Origin of the sequence: Microcoleus sp. B13-B6 (assembly GCF_036705405.1) — a bacterium.
In the GTDB taxonomy this organism is placed as follows: Bacteria; Cyanobacteriota; Cyanobacteriia; order Cyanobacteriales; family Microcoleaceae; genus Microcoleus.
In genome coordinates, this window is sequence record NZ_JAUBUJ010000054.1 from 39,293 (window position 1) to 55,432 (window position 16,140).

General features: G+C 47.1%; 12 protein-coding genes and 1 pseudogene. 8 read left to right on the plus strand and 5 right to left on the minus strand.

The window, feature by feature from the left end; all coding sequences use genetic code 11:
* The first annotated feature begins 33 nt into the window (after positions 1 to 33).
* From QUB35_RS22480 to QUB35_RS22500, 5 genes are all read left to right on the plus strand, one after another.
* Positions 34 to 2,058: a nitrate ABC transporter ATP-binding protein gene (locus tag QUB35_RS22480; protein ID WP_333143946.1), complete on the plus strand. Its 2,025-nt coding sequence runs from the start codon at positions 34 to 36 to the stop codon at positions 2,056 to 2,058.
* Positions 2,059 to 2,162: 104 nt separating this feature from the next.
* Positions 2,163 to 3,821 (plus strand): nitrate ABC transporter ATP-binding protein, encoded by a 1,659-nt coding sequence (locus QUB35_RS22485; RefSeq protein WP_333143947.1) that lies wholly within the window; start codon positions 2,163 to 2,165, stop codon positions 3,819 to 3,821.
* A 373-nt stretch (positions 3,822 to 4,194) separates the two neighbouring features.
* Complete coding sequence (locus QUB35_RS22490; RefSeq protein WP_333143948.1) at positions 4,195 to 6,390, plus strand: nitrate reductase; 2,196 nt, start codon at positions 4,195 to 4,197, stop codon at positions 6,388 to 6,390.
* 268 nt (positions 6,391 to 6,658) lie between these two features.
* Positions 6,659 to 6,973, plus strand: a complete 315-nt coding sequence (locus QUB35_RS22495; RefSeq protein ID WP_333143949.1) for an RNA-binding protein — start codon at positions 6,659 to 6,661, stop codon at positions 6,971 to 6,973.
* 364 nt (positions 6,974 to 7,337) lie between these two features.
* The gene (locus tag QUB35_RS22500) at positions 7,338 to 7,796 is read left to right on the plus strand and encodes a phosphate-starvation-inducible PsiE family protein (RefSeq protein ID WP_333143950.1); all 459 of its coding nucleotides are present in this window, start codon (positions 7,338 to 7,340) and stop codon (positions 7,794 to 7,796) included.
* 69 nt (positions 7,797 to 7,865) lie between these two features.
* Here the strand turns inward: QUB35_RS22500 and rimM are convergent, their stop codons facing one another.
* The 3 genes from rimM to QUB35_RS22515 form a co-directional block, all read right to left on the minus strand.
* The gene (rimM, locus tag QUB35_RS22505; RefSeq protein ID WP_333143951.1) at positions 7,866 to 8,507 is read right to left on the minus strand and encodes a ribosome maturation factor RimM; all 642 of its coding nucleotides are present in this window, start codon (positions 8,505 to 8,507) and stop codon (positions 7,866 to 7,868) included.
* Between the two features lie 165 nt (positions 8,508 to 8,672).
* Entirely contained in the window at positions 8,673 to 9,305 is a 633-nt protein-coding gene (locus QUB35_RS22510) for a response regulator (RefSeq protein ID WP_006632834.1), read from the minus strand.
* A 222-nt stretch (positions 9,306 to 9,527) separates the two neighbouring features.
* Positions 9,528 to 10,781, minus strand: coding sequence for a molybdopterin-binding protein (locus QUB35_RS22515; protein WP_333143952.1), 1,254 nt, complete (start codon positions 10,779 to 10,781; stop codon positions 9,528 to 9,530).
* Positions 10,782 to 10,898: 117 nt separating this feature from the next.
* On the opposite strand from QUB35_RS22515, the gene QUB35_RS22520 reads away from it, so the two are divergent.
* The 3 genes from QUB35_RS22520 to cobO all read left to right on the plus strand — a co-directional run bounded on the left by QUB35_RS22520 (position 10,899) and on the right by cobO (position 12,949).
* Positions 10,899 to 11,516 (plus strand): hypothetical protein, encoded by a 618-nt coding sequence (locus tag QUB35_RS22520; protein ID WP_333143953.1) that lies wholly within the window; start codon positions 10,899 to 10,901, stop codon positions 11,514 to 11,516.
* A 159-nt stretch (positions 11,517 to 11,675) separates the two neighbouring features.
* Entirely contained in the window at positions 11,676 to 12,254 is a 579-nt protein-coding gene (locus QUB35_RS22525; protein WP_333143954.1) for a Uma2 family endonuclease, read from the plus strand.
* Positions 12,255 to 12,313: 59 nt separating this feature from the next.
* Positions 12,314 to 12,949, plus strand: coding sequence for a cob(I)yrinic acid a,c-diamide adenosyltransferase (gene cobO / locus QUB35_RS22530; RefSeq protein WP_333143958.1), 636 nt, complete (start codon positions 12,314 to 12,316; stop codon positions 12,947 to 12,949).
* Positions 12,950 to 13,247: 298 nt separating this feature from the next.
* Here the strand turns inward: cobO and QUB35_RS22535 are convergent, their stop codons facing one another.
* Both QUB35_RS22535 and QUB35_RS22540 read right to left on the minus strand, forming a co-directional pair.
* Positions 13,248 to 15,785, minus strand: a complete 2,538-nt coding sequence (locus QUB35_RS22535) for a CHASE4 domain-containing protein (RefSeq protein ID WP_333143955.1) — start codon at positions 15,783 to 15,785, stop codon at positions 13,248 to 13,250.
* 72 nt (positions 15,786 to 15,857) lie between these two features.
* A pseudogene (locus tag QUB35_RS22540) lies at positions 15,858 to 16,140 on the minus strand (RNA-guided endonuclease IscB); the annotation flags it as partial.

Below are 16,140 nucleotides of genomic sequence, written 5' to 3' on the forward strand. Positions count from 1 at the left end.
CATCTAGAAATTACCAACTAACCTAAAAGAGCCATGTCAGTATTTGTTGAAGTAGACCACGTTGATCGCGTATTTAACTTGCCCAACGGAGAGCAATACATTGCTCTTAAAAATATCGAACTGAAAATTAAAAAAGGAGAATTCATCACCTTAATTGGACACTCTGGCTGTGGCAAATCTACACTGCTAAATATCATCGCCGGCCTCGACAAAGCAAGTCAGGGCGGGATTACTTTAGAAGGCCGCGAAGTCCGCGATCCAGGCCCGGACAGAATGGTGGTGTTTCAAAATTACTCACTGCTACCTTGGCTGACGGTGCGCGAAAATATCGCCCTAGCAGTAAATGAAATTTACAGCGGTAACTCTCAAGAAGATCGCGAGTTGGTGATCGAACACCACATTAAATTAGTCGGACTCGGGCACGCCGCCGACAAACGCCCAGGCGAAATTTCTGGGGGGATGAAACAAAGAGTTGCGATCGCCCGCGCCCTGGCGATTCGCCCGAAATTGCTGCTGCTAGACGAACCCTTCGGCGCCCTTGATGCTTTAACTCGCGGCGGTTTGCAAGACCAGTTGATGAAAATTTGCGAAGAAAGTAAAGTCACCAGCGTGATGGTAACTCACGACGTGGACGAAGCTTTATTACTGAGCGATCGCATTGTGATGCTCACCAACGGCCCGGAAGCGCAAATCGGGCAAATCCTCGAAGTCAACATTCCCCGCCCCCGCAAACGCATGGAAGTTGTCAACCATCCGAGTTACTACGCACTGCGTAACGAAATGGTTTACTTCCTCAACCAGCAAAAGCGGGTCAAACAGCGCAGGGCCAAACAACAACCCGCTGTCATAGCCCGCAACGGCTTGGAAAAAATCAACCTCGACATCGGCTTTATTCCCCTCACCGACTGCGCGCCCTTAGTTGTAGCCAAAGAAAAAGGCTTCTTCAAAGCGCACGGCTTGGAAGAAGTCACTCTCAGCCGCGAACCTAGCTGGAAAGCGATCGCCAAAGGAGTCGCCGAAGGACGGCTGGACGCGGCGCAAATGGTCGCAGGAATGCCGATCGGTATGCTGTTGGGGCTCGACGGTGAAGCCCCTGTACCCGTCTGTAGCGCCCTCACGCTGTCTCGCAACGGCAATTCGATTGTTTTCAGCAAAGACCTTTACAGACAAGGCATTCGGACATTACAGGATTTCAAAGCTGCGCTCGCCAAGAGTCCCGATAAAGTTCACACCTTGGGCATGGTACACTCCGCCTCCATGCACAATCTGCTGTTCCGCTACTGGCTGGCCGCTGGGGGCATTGACCCCGACCTCGACGTGGGCTTGACCGTGATTCCGCCCCCGCAGATGGTATCGAATTTAAAAGCAGGCAACATTGACGGTTACTGTTCAGGCGACCCCTGGAACTCCCACGCAGTCAACAGCGGTACGGGTTTTGTCATGGCCCGTTCCCTCGATATTCTGCCCGGACACATCGAAAAAGTTCTCGGTGTTACCGAAGATTGGGCTCAGAAATATCCTCAAACCCACCTCGCCCTCGTCAAAGCGCTTTTGGAAGCCTGCGAATACTGCGATGACCGCCGCAACCGCGAAGAAGTCCTAGGATTGATTAGCCAAGAACAATACATCGGCGCCGATCCGAAAGACATCCGTCCAGGGTTCATCGATCCGTACAACTCCGGTACGGAGGCAGAACCCGAAATGCTCTACAACTTCAACCAGTTCTCTGTTGACAAAGCCAATTTTCCAGACCGCCTAGAAATGGTGTGGGTGATGGCGCAGATGGCTCGCTGGGGACTGATCCCGTTCCCGAAAAACTGGGTGGAAGTGGTCGATCGAGTTTTGCGGCCCGATGTTTTCGGTCAAGCAGTGCGCGAATTGGGCTTGCCGGATATTGCCAGAGATCGCCGGACGATCGAGCTATTTGACGGCACGGTGTTTAATCTCGACGACCCGATCCACTATCTTCAAAATGTCAAAATCAAACGTGGCGTTCGCATTGAAGAAATTTTAATTGAACAAATAGGCAGTCAATGTTCCATCAAACTGCCAGCATAACCAGCAAATAGGAAGAGGGAATGAGGAGCAAGAAATCAGGAAACAAGACTCCACATTTCCCCCTTTCTAACTCCATAATTTCAAATTATCAATCGCAAGCTGTCATGTCTAATTCCTCAACCCAAAATCCAAATCCTGAAAATATGCAAACTCTAAAAACCCCCCAAACAACCAAAATTCAAACGCCCAAGCAAGACTTTCTTACTATTAAAGACGTATCGAAAGTCTACGAAACTCCTAAAGGCCCTTACGTGGTTCTCGACGGTGTAAACCTGACTATTAATGAAGGCGAATTTATTTGTTTGATCGGTCACTCTGGCTGCGGCAAATCAACTTTGCTGAATATGATCGCGGGATTCAACGGGCCGACAAACGGAGAAGTAGCCCTGGAAGGTTCGCAGATTACTGAACCAGGCCCCGATCGCATGGTGGTATTTCAAAACTACTCGCTGCTACCGTGGCTGACTGCTACAGAAAATATTCACCTCGGCGTTGAAAATGTTTACCCGGAAAAGTCCGCAGACGAACACAATACCATCGTCAAGGAACACTTGGAATTAGTGGGGCTGACCGAAGCTTGTAACAAAAGACCGGGCCAATTGTCCGGGGGGATGAAACAGCGGGTGGCGATCGCCAGAGCTCTGGCAACTCGTCCCAAACTGTTGATTTTGGACGAACCTTTCGGAGCTCTAGACCCGATTACCCGCGAAGAGTTGCAGGAAGAATTGCTGAAAATTTGGCGGAAGGAAAAAATTACCGTCATTATGATTACTCACGATATTGATGAGGCTTTGTTTTTGGCCGATCGCATCGTGATGATGACCAACGGGCCTGCAGCTTCCATCGGCGAAGATATGCACATTCCGTTCAGCCGTCCCCGCAACCGGGCGCGGATTATGGAAGACCCGAAATACTACGAACTGCGTAACTTTGCTTTGGAGTTCCTGTTTTCTCGCTACGCCCACCACGAAGAAGGTGAAGAAACGGACTCGGAGACAGAAGCCGTCGCGCTACCGATGCCATTACCTGCTAGCAAAAAGCCTGCGGTTGCGGAGACTGCTAACAGGCCGATCGCCCCTGCGTCCTTTGTGCATCACGCAGCCGTTGCCCCTGAAGCTTCGCCGATCAAACGCGGCATCCTGGGGGCCTCGTGGTTCGTAGCAATGGTTACTTTAGCTGCCGTCAATATGTCTGCTATTTCCAGCCAGCTAAAGCAAGCGAAACTAGAAGAAACTACACCGCAGGCGACGACTGCGGCGGCGGTTGTGAGTTCTCCCCCCAGCCCGCAAATCGCAGCAAGTTCGATCGCACCCAATGCTAGCCCTGCACCCATCGCTGCTGCTAGCCCAGCACCCATTGCTGCTGCTAGCCCAGCACCCATTGCTGCTGCTAGCCCAGCACCCATTGCTGCTGCTAACAGCGCAGGCGCGCCCAATGCAGCCACCAGTGCCACATCAGAGATTTCTGACCAAACCGAACTGGATGCGATCGGAAAGCAGTTGTATGCACAAATCGACCAAACATGGAAAACAACTCCGACATTTACCGAAAGCTTGACTTATCGGGTCAAAGTCAAAGAAAACGGCGATATCCTACAGTTCGATCCCACAAATAAAGCAGCTAAAGATTTCGTCAAAGAAACTCCTCTGCCGGTTTTGCAAACTCCTGCCGGTGCCGCAGCAGGCGCTGAAAAGACTGCTGAGTTCCAAGTAACTTTTAGCCCCACCAACGGTGGCGTATTTGAAGTAAAATCAGGGAAATAGGCGACATAATACTCCCGCACTAAATCTCACCTTGCTATCAACAACTATGCCAAAAGTAGTACCGACGCGCTGTTTGAGCTATGCAAAAATTCCTCCTAGCCCCCATCCTTGGGGGTGACAAGAGTTAGGTGGAATTTCCTCTGTTTGAGGAAGATTTAGTAGCAGCCCGAAGCTGGCTACAAGCCAGAGCAAGGGCGATTTTTAGTAAGATAGCGGGTAATTTTAAATCAGGGTATTGTCGATTTCTGAGAAGCATATATGCGGAAACTAAGTAATTATTCTCACGTTATTTGCAGGAACCCTCAGTTCCGACTATAATAACGAATTACCAATTACGCATTAGCTTTCAAAAATTAGCATCTAAAATCACCAGATGGAAACTATAAAAACTCTTTGCCCATACTGCGGTGTAGGTTGCGGTCTAGAAGTTGTTCCCGACAAAAAACAAAGTTGGAAAGTGCGGGGCGATCGCAATCACCCATCGAGTCAGGGCATGGTTTGTATTAAGGGAGCAACCGTAGCAGAGTCGATTCGGAGCGATCGGCTACTGTATCCAATGATGCGAGATACTCTCGACCAACCGTTCCGCCGCGCTAGCTGGGACGAAGCTATCGATGCAATTGTTCACCGCATCCAAACAATTCGCAGCACCAGCGGCCCCGATGCTTTGTGCGTTTACGGTTCGGGTCAATTCGCAACAGAAGATTATTATATTGCCCAGAAACTAATGAAAGGTTGTCTGGGTACTAATAATTTTGATGCTAATTCTCGCTTGTGTATGTCTTCAGCAGTCTCTGGATACGTTCAAAGCTTTGGCTCGGACGGGCCGCCTTGCTGTTACGACGATTTAGAATTAACAGATTGCGCTTTTATTATCGGTAGCAATACAGCGGAATGCCATCCGATTGTATTCAATCGATTAGCTAAGTACCACAAAAAGCATCCCCATGTCAAGATGATTGTGGTAGATCCAAGGCGGACTCCGACTGCTGAAGCGGCGGATTTGCACTTAGCAATTAAACCGGGTACGGATATAGATTTGCTTAACGGAATTGCATATTTGCTGTTACGCAGGCAAGCAATAGATTCAGAGTTTATAGAAGAATGCACGGCGAATTTTTCAGCTTTTGCTGAGGTTATTAGCAGCTACACGCCGGAGTTTGTAGCCTCGCGCTGCGGCATTACTGTCAGCGAGTTAGAAACGGCGGCCAACTACTGGGAACAGTCGCAGCGCGTTTTGTCTCTGTGGTCGATGGGAATAAACCAGTCGTCGGAAGGCACGGCAAAGGTGCGATCGCTGATTAATTTGCACTTGATGACAGGTAAAATCGGCAAACCGGGAAGCGGCCCGTTTTCCCTCACCGGCCAGCCAAACGCGATGGGAGGGCGGGAAGCCGGAGGACTGTCTCACTTGCTCCCAGGCTACCGTTTTGTGAAAAATGCCGAACACAGAACCCAAGTCGAGGAGTTTTGGGGAATCGCACCGGGAAGCATTTCCCCGAATCCGGGCCGCACAGCTTGGGATATGATCACCGGTTTGGAAAGTGGCGAAGTCGAGTTGCTGTGGATTGCAGCTACTAATCCGGTGGTGAGTATGCCGGATTTGGAACGCACTAAAGCCGCTTTGCTGCGATCGCCCTTTACTATTTATCAAGAAGCTTACTATCCCACGGAAACCTCCGCCTACGCTCACATCCTGCTGCCGGCAACGCAGTGGAGCGAAAAAACCGGAGTAATGACGAATTCCGAACGCCGCGTTACCTTTTGTCCCGGTTTCGACACTCCCTCCGGGGAAGCCCGCGACGACTGGAGCATTTTCGCTGAAGTCGGCCGCCGGTTGGGTTTTGCCGAACACTTTGCTTTCGAGAACAGTGCGGAGGTTTTTACAGAGTACGCACAGTTGACGCGGGGGCAGCCTTGCGATATGACCGGCCTCAGCCACGAATACATCCGCCAAGAAGGGCCGCAGCAGTGGCCTTGCCGGGAAAACGAGCCTGTGCATCCAGCGAACGAAGCGAAACGGCTGTATACTGACAGGCGTTTTCACACTCCTGACGCGCGGGCGAGATTTTCGGCCTATCACTCGCGGGGACTGGCAGAACCTCCCGATCCAAATTATCCGTTTGTGTTGACGACAGGGAGACTTTACGGACACTGGCACACGATGACGCGGACGGGTAGAACAGAGAAAATTAATCAATTGCACCCCGATCCGTTTTTGGAAATTCACCCCCGCGATGCTGCCACATTGCAGATTAAGGAGGGGGATTTGCTGGAAGTTCGATCGCGCCGCGGCAAGGCGCAGTTTCCGGCAAAAGTCACAAAGGCGATCGCCCCAGGTACGCTATTTGTACCGATGCACTGGGGTTCTCTGTGGGCCGAAGGCGCTGAAGCCAATGCCATGACTCATGCTGCAAGCTGTCCAGATTCAAAACAGCCTGAGTTAAAAGCTTGTGCGGTGCAGTTGGTGCTGGTTGGGGCAGAAACTGCGGCGGAAGTTGGATCAGAAGTTACCGCAGAAGTTGGGGAATTTAATTGGCCAAAATCCCCCCTCGCCGCCACTTCTTGATCTGCTGTCTAACTATGGGATGTTACACATCACCGCAGAACGATCGGGAAGCCGCGGGCGATCGACATGGGGGGGGTTTTCCTTCGGGAGAATGTCTTCTGGCGAAGGCCTTCTGCGTTCTTTTTAATTAATCGAGTCAGACAATTGCCGTTTGCACCTCAAGGTGCTATAATCGTTTTACAAGGCTTTATTTTCGGCAGTGCAGTTCGTTCGATCGGCGTTCCTCCGGATTTAAATCTCTACACACTCTGATTCTGGAGAATGTTCAATGTCAATCTATGTCGGCAATTTATCCTACGAAGTAACGCAGGAGCACCTCAACCAAACTTTTGGAGAGTACGGTACAGTAAAGCGGGTTCAGTTGCCTGCTGACCGGGAAACAGGTCGGATGCGGGGCTTCGCTTTTGTAGAAATGTCTACTGAAGCCGAAGAAGCCGCAGCCATTGAGGCTCTTGACGGTGCTGAGTGGATGGGTCGCGACCTCAAAGTCAACAAAGCAAAACCCCGTGAAGAACGTGGTTCCAATTCTGGTGGTGGTAACTGGGGTAACAACGATCGCGGTGGCAATTCTCGTCGCTACTAAACCACCCGAGCTAAATTTTTAGCTATCTTCTATATGGCGTCGGGGCAAGCTGGGAGCCAACAATCATTCTCTGTTGAGAAGAGATAGTTAGTTCAGTGGTCGCACCGCGCCTTAAAAGCCTCAAAATATTGCTAGACAATAGTTTGAGGTTTTTTTATGGCAAAAATTTATTAAGCAGGAGTTGATCGCGTGCGATCGATTCCTCGCTGACAGGAAAAAGTATAAAATATAACAGGCAGAGAGAGTCGCCTTCCCCAGTGCCCGGTTGCCGTTGTGAAACTACACACTCGCAGAGTTTTACGCTTGCAAAGTGTACCGAACAATGACAAAATCATTAATTAAGAATTAAGACTAAATCACTGGTATGCTGAAAAAAATATTTAGGCAAATTTCCAAGTCAAGCAGTGATGAAAATTTTCTGCATTTTACAGAAAGTGTAGAAGTAGTAATATCTAAAATTTTATCACTGGCGATGATTTGGGTAATTCTCCTCAGCGTTTGCGATTTGCTGATTTTTTTAGCAAAAGAATTGGTAAACCACACTGATAATTTGTTAAAAGACACGTTGTTTGTGATATTTGGGTTATTTTTAAATGTTTTAATTGCTCTGGAAATCTTGGAAAATATTACAGCTTATCTGAAAAAGCACGTAATTCAAGTAGAGCTAGTTATTGTAACTTCTTTGATAGCAGTATCTCGAAAAATCATCATTCTTGACCTGGAAAAAAAAACCGCAGCCGACTTGATTGGTTTGGCGACAGCAATTTTCGCGCTTTCCATCAGTTACTTGATAGTGCGAGCCACAAATAGAGGAAAAGATTAATATCGGGAATTGAGAAGTGGGAATTGTTAATAACTAATATCAGATGCGATCGAGCGACCGGACATGATATTATTCCAACAAACCAGGAGGAGGCACAATTTCAATTCGGCCTTGTTCTAAGTCAACAACTGGCACAATCTCTTCCACAAAAGGAATCAAGATTTTTGTGGATTTAGGCTCTTTAACGCGAATTTTCCGTGGTTTGCGGGTATTTCTGGGGTCAGCGTTTGCTTGGGGAGTTTCAGGCTGTTTTGGCTTTTCTAATTCTGCGGCGACAGTTTCCGGCGGCGTTAGATTCGTTTCTACTTCTAAAAGGTCGTTACCTGCAGGAATAATATCACTTACCTTGCCTAAGATTTCCCCGGTTAACTGGTTAAAAACTTCCATACCGATCAAATCTTGGACGTAAAACTCATCAGATTCGAGGTAAGGTCGATCGGTCTTTTCAACAAACAACTTACAGCCCCGCAGCGCCTCAGCACTATCGCGGTCTTCCACACCCTCTACCTCTACAGCATACAGCCCTTTGCCCGGAATGTAGCGACCGCCCAAAAACTCGATCGGTTCCGGTTCACTTTTGTTAGGTCGCAAAATCCACCGCTTCCCCGGTTCGATAAACCTTTCCGGGAAATCCGAATCGGGATAGACTCGCACTTCCCCGTCCAAACCTTGAGCTGCTACAATTTTACCGATTTCTATCCATTCAGACATAAACTTTTTGGGAATTGGGAATTGGGAATTGGGAATTGGGCATGGGGCATGGGCCAAACAGGGCATGGGCCAAACAGGGCATGGGCCAAACAGGGCATGGGGCATTGGTAGCAAACAACAAATAACTACTGACTACTGACTAATGACTACGGACTACTGACTTCTTTACACCAATCCCGTTCTCAGCGCTACAACTGCGGCTTGCACGCGGTCATCGACTGCCAACTTATTCATAATACCGCGAACGTGAGTTTTAATAGTATTTGGACTCAAGTAAAGCGCCGCTGCAATTTCGGGATTGCTGTTACCTTCCACCATTAATTTTAACACCTCCAATTCCCGCTGCGACAACTGGCCAAAAGTAGTTGTAGAGGCAGGTATCGGCGGTTTCAGGTGTTCGATGACAGTCCGGGCAATTTGAGGGTCAAGATATGTAGCCCCCTCTGCTGCTGCTGCAATCGCTGCTAACAGCCTGTCTACGGAAGCACCTTTAATACAATAAGCATCAGCCCCGCTAGAAAGGGCAGCAATAATTTCAGTTTCTGCCGTGTGAGAAGTTAACATTACGACTCGAACTTCTGGCAGTTGTGCTTTAATTTGCTGCGTCGCTGCTATGCCGTCGAGCCGCGGCAAACCGATATCCATTACAATAATATCAGGTTTGAGTTTCAGTGCGGCTGCTACGCCTAAATAGCCGTCTTCTGCTTGTCCTACTATTTCTATCTCTGGGGAATCGGCTAAAACTTGCTCTAATCCCAGTTGCATCATCGGGTCATCTTCAACAATTAAAATTCTCATAATACGAAGGAAGTTCGGCAACGGATTGTGTAACGGATGTAACGGATGTAACGGATGTAACGGATGTCAGGAAGAAGGAAGTTCGGCAACGGATTGTGTAACGGATGTAACGGATGTAACGGATGTCAGTCCGATGGAAGTCCGAAGAAGGAAGATTACTTAGTTGTTAATATTTTACATGAACTTATACCGAACCAATAACACATAACCAATAACAACTAACTACTGACTAACTTTTAAAACTTCCACGAATTCGCCCGGTACAATCCAGGTGTCCCCTGGTGGCAAAACTGCTAAACCACTCGTATTGGCGAGGTTAATTAAATTCGCTGAATTTTGGCTGCCGCTAGCAGGTTCAAATTCCCAGACTCCGGCAACTAAATGTAGTTTACCCCAAACATAAGTTTCGCGCCGACCTGGCGATCGCAATTCAGCATTACACCTAGCTTTGAGAAACTCCGGCCCCCAAGCATCCGGGCCAAGCCCAGACATCTTTCTCAAAGCAGGTACAACAAACCGCCAACAGCAGACTAAAGCCGAAACCGGATTTCCCGGCAAACCAAAATAGAGACAATCCGAATTTTTTTCACCTCCTTTAAACCCAGCAACCGTTAAAGGTTTCCCCGGCTTAATAGCCACAGAACTAATGTGAACTTTTCCTCCCAAATCTGCCAAAATTTTCTCGACATAATCGTAGTCTCCTACCGAGACGCCGCCCGTAGAAAGCACCACATCCGCCGTCGCCACAGCCCCGGCTATCGCCTTCTTTAACGCCTCTTCATTATCAGGAACTATGCCCAATCGAATCGGTTCAAATCCCATTTGTGCCAACAAAACTGTCAAAGCATACTGATTCGAGTCTACCAGTTTCCCCGGTGCCAAAGGTTCGTCAGGCGATACCAATTCGTCACCAGTAGAAAAAATTGCCACCCGCAGCCGCCGATAAACGGGAACTTGAATGCACTGGGCAGTTGCTAACACCGCCATTTCTGGGGCGTTGATAACTGTACCGGGAGTTAGCAAAGTTGTTCCTGCTTGATAAAAAGCGCCTTTGTGTCTGACAAATGCTTGCGGTTTTTCAGGAGAAACTAAGATAAAAATACGATCGCCCTCACGCCTTGTTTCTTCCTGCATTACCACCGTATCAGCACCCGCTGGCATTATAGCACCTGTAAAAATTCGCGCCGCTTGCCCCGATTGCACCGTACTTTGAGGTCGATATCCCGCTGGAATTTCCTCAACTACTTCGAGTACCGCTGGTTTTTCGGTGCTACAGTTTTCCACATCCGCAAACCGCACCGCGTACCCATCCATTGCTGAATTATCCCAATAAGGAAAATCCAGGGAACCAGTGACGGGTGCAGCCAAAATGCGCCCCGATGCTGCCAGTAAGTCTACAGTTTCTACATCCCGCTGACTGTCGAGGGGTTGCGCCAAATTTAGAACGATCGATTCTGCTTCTTTCACTGACAGCATGACTGTCTCCTTGTTTTGATAACACTCATGATTAAGTTTAGCAAAATATCCAGAGATATTGGTGATATAATTTTTTTGGCTTTTGGCAGTAAACCTAATTTTGGGGATTAATTGCTTATGACTATTTCTCGCTTTGTTGTTCGCCTCAATTGTTTCTCCTTATTATTGGTGGCGATACTGATATTTTTCACTCAACTTTCCGGGTTAAAAGTCAGCGATTTATTCTTGCCGCCTTATTCTTATCCCCATCCCAATGTCGCTTTGTTAACTCGGACTTTCCAAATTTTATGTTCTGTACCCGTCATTGTTTGTACTTTCACCTATAAATTAGCTCGAAGTATTCAACCGCGCACTTCAGAAAATCGATTTATTCTGTTTTCGGCTTTATTAACAGGTGGATTTTTACTAAATGAAATTTACAGAATTCATATATATATGGTAGCCGGGGGAATTCCTAAGCTCGGAGTAAGTCTTTTATACGCCGTGGTTTTGTCATCCTACGGATGGTTTTTTCGGCGAGAACTACAGTTAACTCCCTACCAAATATTGTTAGCGGGTGTAGGCTTGTTGTTTTTTGCGATCGGCGTTGATTCCCTGCATATAAAAAACAAGATATTCTCCAGTTTACTAGAGGGAATACCTAAATTGCTTAGCGAAATCAACATTGCATTTTATTATTGGTATGTCTGTAAGTGTTTCCTCCAAAAAGCATTTGATAAAACTATTAATAGCTAGTTATAAGGATGTGATATAATGAGCCAAAGTGCATAAAAAGATATCCATTAAATCCTCTTAACCATTAATAATATTTACAGCATCTGCATCGCTCGGCATTGAGCCGCCTTCATATACATAATCTGGCTTAAAAGTCCCAACGCATCCTGATAAAATACCATGATAGCAGTTACCATCAACTTCAACTCGATCGCCAAAATAACCGACGACCAATTTTATCAACTGTGTCGCGAAAACCCCGATGTCAAATTTGAACGCAACGCCAAAGGAGAAATAATCGTCATGCCACCCACAGGAGGAGAAACCGGAAATTACAATTTTGAAATAGCTACTGATTTTGGAATTTGGAACAGACAAACTCAACTGGGAATTTGTTTCGATTCTTCAACTTGCTTCAAACTGCCCAGCGGTGCAAACCGTTCTCCCGATGTCTCTTGGATTGAAAAATCAAGATGGGATGCACTCACTCCCGAACAAAAACAAAAATTTCCTCCCATTGCCCCGGATTTTGTCTTAGAGTTAATGTCGCCAACGGACAGTTTAAAAGATACTCAAGACAAAATGCAAGAATACATGAATAACCAAGTAAAATTAGGCTGGTTAATCAACCGCAAAACCCGGAGAGTCGAAATCTATCGCCAAGGACAAGAAATAGAAGTTTTGGAATGTCCAACAGAACTATCGGGAGAAGATGTTTTGCCCGGTTTCGTGCTAAACTTGAAAACACTGTGGCAATAACTAGACATCCTGCATCTGTCAGCGTTTATTTGCGTTCATCTGCGGTTAAAAAAAATCTCATGGAAACCAATACAGAAACTACTGCACCCACTGGCTTAACAGCCGAACAACACAAACAGAAAATGCAGCGACGCCAAGAAGTGCAATCACAGCGAATCGCTAACTCCTCCAAAGAAAAAGGTTTAATTATAGTCAATACGGGTAACGGTAAAGGCAAAACCACGGCTGCCTTGGGAATGGTTGTGCGATCGCTCGGTCACGGATACCGCGTCGCCATAGTACAATTTATCAAAGGAGCTTGGGAACCCGCAGAGAAAGCCGTTTTTCAACTCTGGGAAAAACAGCTAGAATTCCACGCAATGGGAGAAGGCTTTACCTGGGACACGCAAGACCGCGATCGAGATATCGAAACAGCTCAAAAAGCCTGGGAAAAATCTTTAACTTTTATCTGCAATCCCGAATTTAAATTAGTTCTTCTAGATGAAGTTAATATAGCATTAAAACTAGGTTATTTGCAAGTCGAGCAAGTGCTTTCCGGGTTAGACCAAAAACCCGAAGAAACCCACATTATTTTAACAGGCCGAGGCGCCCCGCCAGCGCTAATCGAACGGGCAGACTTGGTGACAGAAATGACTTTAGTTAAGCATCCATTCCGAGAACAAGGCATTAAAGCTCAAGCAGGTATTGAGTATTAAAGTTGTTGGTCTTCAAAAGTTTAGTCCTAATTAGCTAAAAGCTGATTGGGAGTTGACTGAAGCCTGACTACAAACCGTATTTATGTTGTTTCTAGTCAGGACTTTTTACCCAATCTAACATCTAACATCTAACATCTATAGCAATCCTAAATCATTCTCATAATTATTGTAGGGGCAATCCGACCCCTACTCCCCGTGGTTGCCCGATAGATAGGGGGTAGGCACGGGGAGTAGGGGTAGCACTACCCCTACAAATTTATCTGAATCATTTAGGATTGCTATAACATCTAAAATCGAGCTATGCTGGCAACATCAGAGTAAAAGTTGACCCCTTGCCAAACTCGCTACTCACAGTAATTTCTCCCCCCAGCATATGAGAGTATTTCTGCGCTATTGACAAACCCAAACCCGTACCTCCGTACTTGCGGGTAGTCGAAGCATCAGCTTGCGTAAAAGGTTGAAATAACTTTTGTAGCTGTTCAGGAGTAATCCCAATCCCCGTATCAGTACACTTAATAATTAACTGTTCCGAATTCCAACGATTCTCGTCATTTTTAATTCTTTCAACGCTGAGTGTAATTGTCCCTTTATGAGTAAACTTAGCTGCATTACTGAGCAAATTAAACAAAATTTGAGTAAACTTAATTTGATCGGAATACAATTCGCCAATATTATTAGGACATTCCACATTCAGGCGATTAGTGTTCCGCAAAAATAGCGGTTCAACAGTTCGGACTACATCTTGAACTGCCTCCGACACGTCAAAAGTTTCTAATTCAAGTTCCGCGTGACCGGCTTCAATCTTCGACAGGTCCAGAATATCATTAATTAAGGAAAGTAAAAGCTGGCCTGAATTGTGAATTCTCTCCAAATCCAACACAAAATTTTCCTCGCCCAAATCTAAAGCCTCTTCTTGCAGAATCTCGCTGTAACCGATAATCGCATTCAGAGGAGTTCGCAGTTCGTGGCTCATGTTAGCCAAAAACTGGCTTTTAGCCAAATTAGCTGCTTCTGCAGCTTCCTTTGCCTTGTAGAGTTCTGCCTCGGCTTGCAAGCGGTCGGTTACGTCGTGAGCCAGCACTAATTCAGCATTTCTACTATCAAATACCAGAGCATAAGAAGTAATTTCTACATCAATAATTGTTCCGTCTTTTTTCTGGTGCTGCCACACACCTGCAAACTCAATACCGGCATCTACTGGAGAGATATTTTCTATCAATCTCGGCATCTCTTGGGGGGGACGAATGTCCGCAACGGTCATCTTGAGAAATTCGTCGCGAGTGTAGCCGTAATGTTCGACGGCTGCCTGATTGACGGCTATAAATTCCAGAGTTTCTAAATCGTAAACCCACATCGGATGGGGGTTATTTTTAAACAAAAGTCTGTACCGTTCTTCCGAGGCTCGCAGTTCGGCTTCGGCTTGTTTGCGCTCGGTAATGTCGCGGACAACCGTGCAAATAATCTCGCGGCCGCCGTAGGAAATCACGCTCCCGCTCACTTCTACATCCACGCAGGAACCGTCTCGGCGGCGGTAGAGAACTTCGCCAATTCTGAATTGTTTGTCCGTCAGCAGCAACTCGATATTGTTGTCAATTAGGTCTTTAGAGTAAGCGATGATATCGTAAATAGTCAGTTGCGAAATCACATCAAGACTGTAATCGAGCAAGTCTCTAAACGCTGTATTGGCTTCCAAAAGACGTTTGGTTTGAGCGTCCCACAGGAAAATGCAATCTGTAGCTTGCTCCACGACGGCTCTGTAGCGGGCTTTTTCCTCAAGTTGTTCGCTGTCGGCTTGGGCGATCGCACTCAACATTCCGTTGATAGTATGGGCAAGGTCGGACAACTCGTCTTCACCCGTCACCGGTAGTCGCACCGAGAGGTCTTGGCTGCTACTGACGCGCTTCACTGCTTTCGCCAAACTGCTCAACCGAGACAGTACAAGACGCTCTAGCAGTAGTAGAGTGCAGCCGACTAACCCAACTCCTACTAACGCTACAGACCCCAGCAGGTACAGCAAACTAATCTGACCTTGCCGGTATATTTCTCTGGGGATATCCACCCGCAATAGCAGCGCAGGTTGGTTGTAAATATCCCTGATCAAAGCGTAACCCGCGATCGACTCTTCGCTTAAAGGACGCACCAAAATCGGTTTTTTTTCCGACAGTTTCTCCCGCACTTGCTGAAAGTCTGCAGGCAACCTAGCCTCATTCACGCTGTGTACGATTAGCGGCAAGCGAGTAATTTTAGAAACCTTTGCAATGCCCGTAGCATCCAAATTGCGCCCGAATATCAGCGTACCTCGGATCGGGCCAGTGCTTTTAGTCGTGAGAATAGGCCGGGAAGTAATCAGTATTGGCCCTGACGGTAGCAGCATGATACCAGCGAGGCTGCTTTTGGCGTTGGGGTGGTGCAACAGCGGGTCGCTGAGAGAAATGCGCCGTTTTAATGCTTCTGGAACAGGCGTTAGTTTCAGCTTTTCGCTGTCTAAACCCGTACCGTAAACTATTTTGCCCGAAGTATTGACAAATACGGCTATATTAACTCTTATATTAGCGAGCCCTTCTGGAATTAAATTGGAGTCAATGAATTCTGAGTTGCGGTTTTGGATAAAATTGTAGGTGTCGTCCCAGGACGACCAATCGGCAAAGCGCGAGTTAAAGTCATCTGCGGTTTGCCCGAACACATTGAGCACTCCCTTGACAACCTGTGTGGCTTCTTGTTCCTCTGCTTTGATCAGGCTGCCCAAGAGGATGCTTGAGGAGGCGACATACAGAATGCTAGTCAGTCCAGCGATGGTAATGCCAATGATCGATAGTGTTTTTCGACGCAGTTTCATCTTTATTCCCCCTTGGAGACTCCCACTGTACCTGTAGTCAGGTCAGTGGCGAGAGGAAAAGGGGGGCAAGGTTTAGGCCGCATATGAATAACCATCCTTTCTATGAACAAGTGAACAATATTTCTGACTAATTCCTGACACCAATTCCGAGGCGGAAATATTGAATGAACCACTGGTTCTTACGGCAACACGTCCAACGTATATACCAACCTTTTTACCAGAAGTTACAACCGCCTTGACGATATCTCCCGTTTGAAAACCTTTAACAAACTTAAACCTGGGAACATAGCGGGACGGGAAACCCAATTTGTCGGTACGACACATTTGGCGTGTCCCATGTCCAGTCGCTTTAATT